10 protein-coding genes are annotated in these 11766 nt (G+C 74.1%); 6 read left to right on the top strand and 4 right to left on the bottom strand.

Annotation, left to right across the window (positions count from 1 at the left end):
- Window positions 1–65 precede the first annotated feature (65 nt).
- Window positions 66–878: a DUF4253 domain-containing protein gene (locus MODMU_RS27410; RefSeq protein WP_014743464.1), complete on the top strand. Its 813-nt coding sequence runs from the start codon at window positions 66–68 to the stop codon at window positions 876–878.
- Between the two features lie 56 nt (window positions 879–934).
- A complete protein-coding gene (gene pgm / locus MODMU_RS26240) occupies window positions 935–2569 on the top strand; it encodes a phosphoglucomutase (alpha-D-glucose-1,6-bisphosphate-dependent) (protein ID WP_014743463.1) in 1635 nt (544 codons plus the stop codon).
- 58 nt (window positions 2570–2627) lie between these two features.
- Here pgm and glpK (MODMU_RS26235) read toward each other — a convergent pair whose 3' ends face one another.
- The 4 genes from glpK (MODMU_RS26235) to MODMU_RS26220 all read right to left on the bottom strand — a co-directional run bounded on the left by glpK (MODMU_RS26235) (window position 2628) and on the right by MODMU_RS26220 (window position 7295).
- On the bottom strand, window positions 2628–4145 hold the full coding sequence (gene glpK / locus MODMU_RS26235) for a glycerol kinase GlpK (RefSeq protein ID WP_014743462.1): 1518 nt from the start codon (window positions 4143–4145) through the stop codon (window positions 2628–2630).
- A 26-nt stretch (window positions 4146–4171) separates the two neighbouring features.
- Window positions 4172–4909 carry an MIP/aquaporin family protein gene (locus tag MODMU_RS26230; protein WP_041795640.1) on the bottom strand — a complete coding sequence of 246 codons (738 nt, stop codon included), beginning with the start codon at window positions 4907–4909 and terminating at the stop codon, window positions 4172–4174.
- Between the two features lie 159 nt (window positions 4910–5068).
- A complete protein-coding gene (gene glpK, locus MODMU_RS26225; protein ID WP_014743460.1) occupies window positions 5069–6571 on the bottom strand; it encodes a glycerol kinase GlpK in 1503 nt (500 codons plus the stop codon).
- Complete coding sequence (locus tag MODMU_RS26220; protein WP_041797755.1) at window positions 6564–7295, bottom strand: IclR family transcriptional regulator; 732 nt, start codon at window positions 7293–7295, stop codon at window positions 6564–6566. The genes glpK (MODMU_RS26225) and MODMU_RS26220 overlap by 8 nt, the downstream gene beginning before the upstream one ends.
- Before the next feature lie 153 nt (window positions 7296–7448).
- On the opposite strand from MODMU_RS26220, the gene MODMU_RS26215 reads away from it, so the two are divergent.
- The 4 genes from MODMU_RS26215 to MODMU_RS26200 are packed head-to-tail and all read left to right on the top strand — an operon-like array spanning window position 7449 to window position 11765.
- Complete coding sequence (locus tag MODMU_RS26215; RefSeq protein WP_014743458.1) at window positions 7449–9179, top strand: glycerol-3-phosphate dehydrogenase/oxidase; 1731 nt, start codon at window positions 7449–7451, stop codon at window positions 9177–9179.
- A gap of 13 nt (window positions 9180–9192) precedes the next feature.
- Complete coding sequence (locus tag MODMU_RS26210) at window positions 9193–10266, top strand: M20 family metallopeptidase (protein WP_014743457.1); 1074 nt, start codon at window positions 9193–9195, stop codon at window positions 10264–10266.
- Between the two features lie 36 nt (window positions 10267–10302).
- Window positions 10303–11247, top strand: a complete 945-nt coding sequence (locus tag MODMU_RS26205) for a hydroxymethylglutaryl-CoA lyase (protein WP_014743456.1) — start codon at window positions 10303–10305, stop codon at window positions 11245–11247.
- Window positions 11244–11765, top strand: coding sequence for a flavin reductase family protein (locus tag MODMU_RS26200; RefSeq protein WP_231851731.1), 522 nt, complete (start codon window positions 11244–11246; stop codon window positions 11763–11765). The genes MODMU_RS26205 and MODMU_RS26200 overlap by 4 nt, the downstream gene beginning before the upstream one ends.
- Window position 11766 lies beyond the last annotated feature (1 nt).

Genomic DNA, 11766 nt, shown 5'->3' with positions numbered 1-11766 from the left:
GTGGACGGCGGAGCACGAGGTCGGCCGCTGCGCTGGTCTCCTCCGTCCCGGCGGGAGGAGCCGACATGCCCAGGTCCCTGGACGAGCACAGCAACGCAGTTCCTGTTCGAGCAGAGCGCGCAGCTCTGCTGACCGAGCCACCCGAGGTCCCGGGCATGCCCGAGCTGCTCGCCGTGCGGGCCGGGTACCCGGAGGGAGGGGACGAGACGGTCGCCTGGCTGACCAGCGGCCCGGTCGTCGGGGCGCGGGCCGGCTGGCGCGACCTCGCACGGGCCTTCGACGTCACGGGCCTGTGGCCGTTGGTCAGCGCCGGGTGGTGGGAGCGGCCCTTCCGCACCGGTGAGCTCGCCGGTCCCGCCCCGGTGCCCGATGCGTCGGACGTCCTGCGGGCGGGGTGGGCCGGCACGCGTCTCGTGCGGCCGGACGGCACGCTGCTGCCCCAGCGGGCGTGGCCGGGGCTGGCAGCGGCGTCCGGAGCTGCGACCGACCAGGTCGAGCTCGACGACCCGCCCGGGCACGACGGTGCCGGCGACCTGCTCCTGGTGCCGGCGACCCGGCCTGCGGACGCGGTCGCCCAGCTCGGCTGGTTCGGTGCCTGCAACTGGAGCCTCACCGGGGCGGACGTCGCTGCGGTCCTCCGGTCGTGGGAGGACCGGTTCGGCGCCTACCTGGTGCGGATCGGCTTCGCCGAGCTCGACCTCGTCGTCACCCGGCCACCGGTGACCGTGCAGCAGTGCCTGGGTGTGGCTGACGAGCACTACGCCTTCTGCCCGGACAACTTCGCGCCTCAGACCCTGGCCGAGCCGGTGCTCTACAGCAGGGACGAGTACGCGGCACTGATCCGGGGTGCGCGGGTCTGGCACTTCTGGTGGGACTGAGCCGACCGGGAGCACCCAGGTCGCGGGAGGAGGAGTCCACGGGCCAAGATCGGGGCATGAGCTCTGACCGCGCCGGACAGCTCGCCCGGCCCAGCGACCTGGTCGACGTCCCGCACCTGCTCACCGCCTACTACACGGTGCAGCCGGACCCGGCCGACGTCTCGCAGCAGGTCGTCTTCGGCACCTCGGGCCACCGCGGCTCGTCGCTGGACGGGGCCTTCAACGAGGCGCACATCCTCGCCACCACCCAGGCCATCTGCGAGTACCGCGCCGGGCAGGGGTACGACGGGCCGCTGTTCGTCGGCCGCGACACCCACGGGCTGTCCGAGCCGGCCTGGGCGAGCGCGCTGGAGGTGCTGGCGGCCAACGACGTCACGGTGCTGGTCGACTCCGCGGACGGCTACACCCCCACCCCGGCGGTCAGCCACGCCATCCTGAAGGCGAACCGGGGGAAGACCAGCGGGCTGGCCGACGGCATCGTCGTCACGCCCTCGCACAACCCGCCCCGCGACGGCGGCTTCAAGTACAACCCGCCCTCCGGCGGCCCCGCCGACACCGACGCCACCGGGTGGATCGCGCGGCGGGCCAACGAGCTGCTCGCCGCCGACCTGGACGGCGTCCGGCGGATCCCGTTCACCCGGGCCCGTGCCGCGGCGCAGGGCTACGACTTCCTCGGCAGCTACGTCGACGACCTGCCGGCCGTCCTGGACCTCGACGCCGTCCGGGACGCCGGCGTGCGGATCGGTGCCGACCCGCTCGGCGGCGCCAGCGTCGGCTACTGGGGCGAGATCGCCGACCGGCACCGGCTGGACCTCACCGTGGTGAATCCGCTGGTCGACCCGACCTGGCGGTTCATGACGCTGGACTGGGACGGCAAGATCCGGATGGACTGCTCCTCCCCCTCGGCGATGGCCTCGCTGATCGACAAGCGCGACCAGTTCACGATCGCCACCGGCAACGACGCGGACGCCGACCGGCACGGCATCGTCACCCCCGACGGCGGCCTGATGAACCCCAACCACTTCCTCGCCGTGGCGATCTCCTACCTGTTCAGCCACCGGCCGGGGTGGGGCGCGGGCACCGCGGTCGGCAAGACGCTGGTCTCCAGCTCGCTCATCGACCGGGTGGTCGCCGACCTGGGCCGGCAGCTGGTCGAGGTGCCGGTCGGCTTCAAGTGGTTCGTGCCCGGCCTGCTCGACGGGTCCGTCGGCTTCGGCGGCGAGGAGTCGGCCGGGGCGTCGTTCCTCCGCCGCGACGGCAGCGTCTGGACCACGGACAAGGACGGCCTCCTGCTCGCCCTTCTGGCCAGCGAGGTGCAGGCGGTCACCGGGTCCTCGCCGTCCGAGCTGCACCGGGAGATGACCGCCCGGTTCGGCGAGTCCGCCTACGCCCGCATCGACGCCGCAGCGACCCGCGAGGAGAAGGCGGCGCTGGGCAAGCTCTCGCCGGAGGCGGTCACCGCCACCGAGCTGGCCGGGGAGCCGATCACCGCCAAGCTGACCCGCGCGCCGGGCAACGACGCCGCGATCGGCGGGCTGAAGGTCACCACGGAGAACGCCTGGTTCGCCGCGCGGCCCTCCGGCACCGAGGACGTCTACAAGGTCTACGCGGAGTCCTTCCGCGGCCCCGAGCACCTCGCCCAGGTGCAGGAGGAGGCCAAGGCCGTGGTCAGCGCTGCGCTGAAGGGCTGAACGCCCACGGCCCGCTCTCGAGGGGAGAACGGGCCGTGGGGGTTCGATCGTGCTGCGATCAGCTGACGTCCTCGTCCACCCAGTCGAGGCTCTTGGTGACCGCCTTCTGCCAGTTGCGGTAGTACCGCTCCCGGTCCTCGGTGGCCATCTGCGGCTCCCAGCGCTTGTCCTCGGCCCACTTCGCGGTCAGCTCGTCGAGGTCGGACCAGAAGCCGACTGCCAGCCCGGCCGCGTAGGCCGCGCCCAGCGCCGTCGTCTCGGCGATCTTCGGCCGGATCACCGGGACGTCGAGGATGTCGGCCTGGAACTGCATGAGCAGCTCGTTGCCGACCATCCCGCCGTCCACCCGCAGCTCGGTGAGGTCGACGCCGGAGTCGGCGTTCATCGCGTCGAGCACCTCGCGGGTCTGGTAGGCCGTGGCCTCCAGGACGGCGCGGGCCAGGTGACCGCGGTTGACGAACCGGGTCAGCCCCACGACGGCGCCGCGGGCGTCGGACCGCCAGTGCGGCGCGAAAAGCCCGGAGAACGCCGGCACGAAGTAGGAACCGCCGTTGTCGTCGACCTCGCGGGCCAGGTCCTCGATCTCCGGCGCGCTGGAGATCATCTTGAGGTTGTCCCGGACCCACTGCACCAGCGAGCCGGTGACCGCGATCGAGCCCTCCAGCGCGTACACCGGCTTGGCGTCACCGAGCTGGTAGCACAGCGTCGTGAGCAGGCCGTTCTTGGACGGGACGGCCTCCTCGCCGGTGTTGAGCAGCATGAAGTTGCCGGTGCCGTAGGTGTTCTTGGCCATGCCCTTGGTGAAGCAGACCTGGCCGAAGGTGGCCGCCTGCTGGTCGCCCAGCGAGCCGGCGATCGGTACGCCGGCCAGGAAGCCGGACTTGCGGCCGACCCCGTACTCCTCGGAGTTGGACCGGATCTCCGGGAGCATGGACATCGGGATGCCCATCTCCTCGGCGATGGCCGCGTCCCAGGCCAGCGTGCGGTAGTCCATGAGCATCGTGCGGGAGGCGTTGGAGACGTCGGTGAGGTGCAGGCCGCCGTCCGTGCCGCCGGTCATGTTCCAGATCAGCCAGGAGTCGATGGTGCCCATGAGCAGGTCACCGCGCTCGGCGGCTTCGCGGGCGCCGTCGACGTTGTCCAGGATCCAGCGCACCTTGGGGCCGGCGAAGTAGGTCGCCAGCGGCAGGCCCACCTTGTCCTTGTACCGGTCCGCGCCGCCGCCGAGCGCCCCGAGCTGCTCGACGATGGCCGTGGTGCGGGTGTCCTGCCAGACGATCGCGTTGTAGACCGGCCGGCCGGTGGTCCTGTCCCAGACGACGGTGGTCTCGCGCTGGTTGGTGATGCCGACGGCGACGATGTCGGAGTTGCTGGCGTTGCCGCGGGCGAGGGCCTGCCCGACGACCTCCCGGGTGTTGGTCCAGATCTCCATCGGGTCGTGCTCGACCCAGCCGGCCCGCGGGAAGATCTGCTCGTGCTCCTTCTGGCCCACGGAGACGACCGCCCCGTCGTGGTCGAAGAGCATGCACCGGGTGCTCGTGGTGCCCTGGTCGATGGCTGCGACGTACTGCGACATTGCAGGTTCCTCTCGGTTCGGTGCGGTCAGAGCGAGACGTGCGACAGGAGGCCGGCGAGGACGGCCCCGATGATCGGGCCGACGATCGGCACCCAGGCGTAGCCCCAGTTGCTGCCGCCCTTGCCGCGGATCGGCAGGACGGCGTGGGCGATGCGCGGGCTCAGGTCGCGGGCCGGGTTGATGGCGTAGCCGGTGGGGCCACCGAGCGAGGCGCCGATGCCGACGACGAGCAGCGCCACGGCCAGCGGGCCGATCTCGCTGGGGGTGTCCCCGAAGCGCAGGATGATGTAGACCAGCACGAACGTGCCGATGGCCTCGGTGATCACGTTGTCGACGCTGCTCTTGATCGCCGGCCCGGTGGCGAAGGTGCCCAGCTGGGTGCCGGCGGCCTCCGGGTCGTTGTAGTGCTGGCGGTAGGCCAGGTAGGCGACCACCGCGCCGATGAAGGCGCCGACGAACTCGGCGGCGAAGTAGACCAGCGTGCTGCCGAAGGTGACGGCGACGCCGGGGGCGTACTCGTCGGCGCCGCTCACCAGCAGGCCGACGGTGACCGCGGGGTTCAGGTGCGCCCCCGAGGACGCGGCGGCGTAGACGCCGGCGAAGACCGCCAGCCCCCAGCCGAAGATGATGACGATCCAGCCGCCGGCGTTGCCGAAGGTCTTCGGCAACGCGACGTTGGCGACCACGCCGACGCCGAGCAGGATCAGGATCGCGGTACCGAGTACTTCGCTGCCGAAGACGGTCCAGAGACTCGTGGTGTCCACGTGTAGGCGCTCCTCCAGGTTGGTCCGCTGCGGTGCGGACCGGTCAGGGGGCCGCCCGGCCGCTGTGGCGGCGGTCACGAGCAGGCCCTTCGGAGCGGACCGTAGAGATCATCGTGTGACCGGGACAACAGTCCGTGTGCGACATCGTCGGACAGCCGGTCAGGGAGCTCCCCACGCGATGCTCAGCTGGACCGCCCGCTCCCACGTCGGGTACTCGGCGGTGAGCGCCGCGGCCCGCGCCGGCGACGGGCTCCACTGCGCGGCGCGGTGCCAGTTGCGCCGCAGCGCCTCGATGTCCGACCAGACCCCGACCGCGAGCCCGGCGGCGTAGGCGGCGCCCAGCGAGACGGTCTCCCCCACCATCGGCCGCACCACCGGGGTGTCCAGCGCGTCGGCGACGAACTGCATGAGCAGGTTGTTGGTGGTCATCCCGCCGTCGACCCGCAGGGCGGGCAGCGAGAGCCCGGAGTCGGCCGCCATCGCCTGGACGACGTCGCGGGTCTGCCAGCCGGTCGCCTCCAGCACCGCCCGGGCCAGGTGGCCCTTGGTGACGTAGGAGGTCAGCCCGGCGACCAGCCCGCGGGCCTCGCCCCGCCAGTGCGGCGCCAGCAGCCCGGAGAACGCCGGGACGACGTAGCACCCGCCGTTGTCGGACACCGTGCGGGCGAGGGTCTCCACCTCCGGCGCCGACCCGATCAGGCCCAGCCCGTCGCGCAGCCACTGCACCAGCGCCCCGGCGACGGCGACCGAGCCCTCCAGCGCGTAGTGCACCGGCTCCCCGGCCAGCTGGTAGGCGACCGTGCTGATCGACCCCGACCGGGTGTGCACCAGCTCGGTGCCGGTGTTCTGCAGCAGGAAGCTGCCGGTGCCGTAGGTGCACTTGGCCTCACCCGGCGCGAAGCAGGCCTGGCCGAACAGCGCCGCCTGCTGGTCCCCCAGCGCCCCGGCGATCGGCAGCGCGGGCGAGAGCGCCGTCGCGATCCCCAGCACGCCGACCGAGGGCCGGATCTCCGGGAGCATCGCGGCCGGGATGCCGAAGAAGGCCAGCAGCCCGTCGTCCCACCGGCAGGTCCGCACGTCCATCAGCAGGGTGCGGCTGGCGTTGGTGACGTCGGTGACGTGCACCCCGCCGTCGGGCCCGCCGGTGAGGTTCCAGATCAGCCAGGTCTCCATGGTGCCGAACAGCAGCTCGCCGCGTTCGGCGCGCTCCCGGGCGCCGCGCACGTGGTCGAGGAGCCAGCGCAGCCGCGGCCCGGAGAAGTAGCCGGCGATCGCCATGCCGCTGCGCTCGGCGACCAGCCCGGCGTCCGGGCGGGCGGCGAGCTCGGTGACCAGCTCGTCGGTGCGGGTGTCCTGCCAGACCAGCGCCCGGGTGACCGGGCGCCCGGTGGCCCGCTCCCAGACCACCGTCGTCTCCCGCTGGTTGGCGATGCCGATCGCCACCACCTCACCCCGGCCCGCGACGTCGGCCAGCACCTGGGCGCAGGTGCGCTGGGTGTTCGCCCAGATCTCCATCGGGTCGTGCTCGACCCAGCCCGGGCGCGGGAAGTGCTGGCGGTGCTCGCGCTGCCGGACGGCGACCATCCGGCCGCCCCGGTCGAAGACCAGCGCGCGGGTCGACGTGGTGCCCTGGTCGACGGCGAGGACGTAGCGGTCAGCCACTGCCCTGGCCCAGCTCGCGGGAGACGGCGTGCGCGGCCTCCGTGACCATGGTCAGCAGCGGGCCCCGCGGCAGACCGCGGGCGTCGAGGACCGCGCCGCGCGGCCCGGTCACCCCCAGCGCGGCGACGACCAGGCCGCCGGCGCCGCGGACCGGCGCGGCCAGCCCGCCCAGCCCGGCCTCGTACTCGCCCTGCTCGGTCGCCCAGCCGCGGGCACGCACCTCGGCCAGCTCGGCGGCCGGGACCGTGCCCGCGCCCACCGCCGGGCGGTGGCCGGTGTGCGGGTGGCTGTGCGCGCGCAGCACCTTGCCCAGCGCGGTGGTGGGCGGCAGGACGTGGCCGACCTCGAGGACCTGCGCGGAGTCGTCGGGCCGGAAGACGTGGTGCACGACGGTGACCTCCTCGCCGGTGAGGGTGGCCAGCCGCACCGCGTGACCGCTGCGGGCGGCCAGCGCGTCGGCCCAGTTCGACGCCCGGGCGCGCAGCTCGTTGACGTCGAGGTGGGTGCCCAGCCGCAGCAGCCCGGCGCCCAGCGCGTAGCGGCCGGTGGCCGGGTCCTGCTCGACGAAACCGACCAGCAGCAGGGTGCGCAGCAGGCTGTGCGTCGTCGTCTTCGCGAGGCCCACCGCCTCGGAGATGTCGGTGACCCCCAGCGTCCCGCCGGACCCGGCGACCACCTGCAGGATCGCCGCCGCACGCTCGATGGACTGCACGCTGCCCGGCACGCCGCCCGACGCTAGGGCATCGGACGGTCCGGTGGCGGTGTCCGGGCTGTGCGACATCGTCGGACAGCGCACCTCGTCGCCGGTGCGCCCACCGCCCTACCGTGGAGGCAGAGGCCACATCGACGTGCGCCGGCCGGCGCTAGGAGAGTCCGCATGACCGCAGTACGCCCGCTCGGACCCGACCAGCGCGCCCAGGCATGGGCCGACCTCGCGGCCGGTGAGTTCGAGGTCCTCGTCGTCGGCGGCGGGGTGACCGGTGCCGGGGTGGCGCTCGACGCGGCCACCCGCGGCCTGCGCACCGCCATGGTCGAGGCCCGCGACTTCGCCAGCGGCACCTCCTCCCGGTCCTCCAAGCTCTTCCACGGCGGCCTGCGCTACCTGGAGCAGTTCGACTTCGGGCTGGTCCGGGAGGCGCTGCACGAGCGCGACCTGTCGGTGAACCGGATCGCGCCGCACCTGGTCAAGCCGGTCCCCTTCCTCTACCCGCTGACCCACCACATCTGGGAGCGGCCCTACGTCACCGCCGGCCTCGCGCTCTACGACGGGCTGGCCCGGCTGGGTGCGCTGTCCGAGCCGATGCCGGGGCAGAAGCACCTCACCCGGTCGGGGGCCCGGCGGATGTTCCCGGCGCTCAAGCCCGACGCGCTGGTCGGCGCGGTGCGCTACTACGACGCCCAGGCCGACGACGCCCGGCACACCCTCACCGTGGCGCTCACCGCCGCGGCCTACGGCGCGACGGTGCTCAACTCCGCCGAGGTCGTCGCCTTCACCCACGCCGGCGGCCGGGTGGTGGGCGCCCGGGTGCGCAACGTGGAGACCGGCGAGGAGGTCGACGTCCGCAGCGAGGTCGTGGTCAACGCGACCGGCGTGTGGACCGACGACATCCAGAACCTCGTCGGCGGCCGCGGCCGGTTCCACGTGCGGGCCAGCAAGGGCGTGCACATCGTCGTCCCGCGCGACCGGATCAACGGCGAGGTCGGGCTGATCCTGCGCACCGAGAAGTCGGTGCTGTTCGTCATCCCGTGGGGCAGCCACTGGATCGTCGGGACGACCGACACCGACTGGACGCTGGACAAGGCGCACCCGGCGGCGTCGCGGGCCGACATCGACTACATCCTGGAGCACGTCAACCAGGTGCTGGCCACGCCGCTGACGCACGACGACATCACCGGGGTCTACGCCGGCCTGCGGCCGCTGCTGTCCGGGGACAGCGAGATGACCAGCCAGCTCTCCCGCGAGCACGCCGTCGCCCGGCCGATGCCCGGCCTGGTCGCCGTCGCCGGCGGCAAGTACACGACCTACCGGCCGATGGCCGCCGACGCGGTGGACGCCGTCGCCGACGACGTGTCCCGGACCGTGCCGCCGAGCGTCACCGAGAACATCCCGCTGGTCGGCGCCGAGGGCTACGCGGCGATGGTCAACTCCCTCGACGGGCTCTCCCAGCGCTGGGGCATCCCGCACTTCCGCGCCGAGCACCTGCTCAACCGGTTCGGCTCGCTCACCCCCGAGGTGCTCGCCCTGGCCGCGGACGCGCCGGAGCTGCTGCAGCCGGTGCCCGGCGCCGAGGAGTACCTGATGGTCGAGATGGTGTGGGGCGCCGCGCACGAGGGCGCGCTGCACCTCGACGACCTGCTCGCCCGCCGCACCCGCATCTCGATCGAGACCCCGCACCGCGGCGTCGACTCGGCCGAGCCGGTGGCCCGGGCGGTCGCCGGGGTGCTCGGCTGGGACGCCGAGCGGATCGCCAACGAGGTGGACAGCTACCGGGCCCGGGTGGAGGCCGAGCGGCGGTCGCAGGAGGCCGCCGACGACCTGGAGGCCGACGCCGCCCGGGTCGCCGCCCCCGACACCCGCGCCGTCGCCGTGGGCCGCGCCCTGCACTGAGGAAGGACCCGGCATGGACGTCGTCGGGCTGGTCCGGGAGCTGGTCGGGCGGCCGACGGTCTCCGGGGACGCCGCCGCGCAGCGCGGGCTGCTGGGCACGGTCACCGACGTGCTCACCGCGGCGGCGCCGCACCTGCGGGTGCAGGAGGGGGCCGACCGGGAGCAGCCCTGGACCCTGCTGACCTCGGCCACCGACCCGGCGCGGCCGCGGCTGCTGGTGGCCTGCCACGTCGACACGGTGCCCGCCGCCGACCCCGCCGGCTGGCAGCGGGACCCGTTCGGCGCCGAGCTGGACGGCGGCCGGGTCTGGGGCCGCGGCGGCTCGGACATGAAGGCCGGTCTGGTGGCCGCCGCGGCGGCGGTGGCCGGTGCCGACCCCGCCGTCCCGGTCGCGCTGCTGCTGACCAGCGACGAGGAGATCGGGTCCCGGGGCGCGGCGGCGGCCGCCGGGGAGGTGGCCGACCTGGCGGTCGGTGCGGTCGTCGTCCCGGAGGCGACCGGGAACCGGGTCGTGCTGGGCCACCGCGGCGCGCTGTGGCTGGCGGTCCGCACCGCGGGGGTCGCCGCGCACGGCAGCACGCCCGAGCGCGGGCACAACGCGCTGCTGGACCTGGTCGCCGTGCTGGGTCGGGCCGGGGGTGGGCTGCCGCTGGCCACCGAGCCCTTCCTGGGGTCCGAGACCTGGAACCCGGGCGTGCTGCGCAGCGGCACCGTGGCCAACGTCGTCCCGGACCGGGCCGAGGTGGTCGTCGACCAGCGGACCGTCGGGGACGGCAGCGCCCTGCTTGCCTGGTGGCGCGCGCAGCCGGAGGTCGCCGGGGTCGAGGTGCTGGTCGACCTGCCGCCGGTCCGCACCCCGGCCGACGACCCGTGGGTCGCCGGGCTGCCCGCGCCGGTCGAGCCCTCCCCCGCCACCTACTTCACCGACGCGTCGGTGCTCGGGCAGGTCACCGGCGCGGCGCCGGTCGTGGTCTGGGGCCCGGGGACGCCGGCGGTCATGCACGCCACCGACGAGTACGTCGAGGTGGCCGAGGTCGAGCAGGCCGTCACCGCGCTCTCCGCCGTCCTCGGCGCCTGGCCCAGCTGAGCACGTTCCACGTGGAACCGGGGGCATGATGCGGTCATGAACGAGTTCGATCTGGTGCTGCCGACGGCGGTCGACGTCCGCGAGGTGGGCATGCGGGACGGCCTGCAGCTGGAGGACCCGCTGCCGCTGGCCGCCAAGCTGCAGATGCTGGAGGCGCTGGTCGCGACCGGGGTGCGGCGGATCGAGGTGACCTCCTTCGTCTCCCCCAGGGCGGTGCCGGCGCTCGCCGACGCCGACCAGCTGGCCGCCGAGCTGCACCAGTTCGACGGGGTGCACTTCTCAGCGCTGGTCGCCAACCCGCGGGGCGCGGTCCGCGCGGTCGACGCCGGCCTGACCTCGCTGGAGTACGTCGTCTCGGCGTCGGACTCGCACAGCCGGGCCAACGCCGGCCGCCCCACCGCCGCCGCGGTCGCCGCGGTCGGCGAGATCGCCGAGCTGGCCCACGGCGCCGGCGGGTCGCTGGAGGTCATCGTCGCGACCGCCTGGGACTGCCCGTTCGAGGGCCGCACGCCGATCGCCCGCACCGTCGACGTCACCCGGGCCGCGGTCACCGCCGGCGCCGACCATCTCTGCCTCGGCGACACGATCGGCACCACCACCCCGGTGCGCGTCGTCCGGCTGCTGGACGCGGTCCGCCGGGCCTCCCCCGGCACCCCGCTCGGCGTGCACTTCCACGACACCCGCGGGACGGGGCAGGCCAACGCGCTCGCCGCCCTGCAGGCCGGGGTCACCCAGCTCGACGCCTCGGTCGGCGGGCTCGGTGGCTGCCCGTTCGCGCCGGGGGCCAGCGGCAACATCGCCACCGAGGAGCTCGTCTACTGGCTCGCCGACGCCGAGGTGGCCACCGGGATCGACCTGGACGCCCTGCTGGCCGCCGCGTCGGTCACCGAGCGCGCCGTCGGCCACGAGCTGCCCAGCTCGCTGCACCGCGCCGGTGGGCGCAACGCCCCCCGGGGCGTCGTGATGGGATCGGTGGTGTGAGCCCCGCAGCCGACGTGCCCCCTGCCGTGATCGACCCCCAGGTGATGCGGGACGTGCTGGGCCACTTCGTGTCCGGCGTGACCGTGGTGACCGCGATGGGCGCCGACGGCCCGGTCGGCTTCACCTGCCAGTCGTTCAGCTCGCTGTCGCTCGACCCGCCGCTGGTCGCCTTCGCCCCCGCCCGCACCTCGACCACCTGGCCCCGGCTGCGCGACGCCCGCCGGTTCTGCGTCAACGTGCTGGCCGAGGAGCAGCGCGACCTGTCCCGCCAGTTCGCCCGCAGCGGCACCGACAAGTACGCCGGCGTCAGCTGGGCGGAGAGCCCGTACGGCTCCCCCGTGCTGGACGGCGTGGTCGCCTGGATCGACAGCGAGCTGTGGGCCGAGTACGACGGCGGCGACCACACCATCGTCGTCGCCCGGGTGCTCGACCTCGGCGCGGACGCCTCCCGGACGCCGCTGCTGTTCCACCGCGGCGCCTACGGCCTGCAGGCAGCGCTGCTCGACCCCGAGGGCTGAG

It is taken from the genome of Modestobacter italicus (assembly GCF_000306785.1).
GTDB classification, from domain to species: domain Bacteria; phylum Actinomycetota; class Actinomycetes; order Mycobacteriales; family Geodermatophilaceae; genus Modestobacter; species Modestobacter italicus.
Note: the sequence above shows the minus strand (reverse complement) of the source record. Positions and strands in the feature narration are given on the sequence as shown.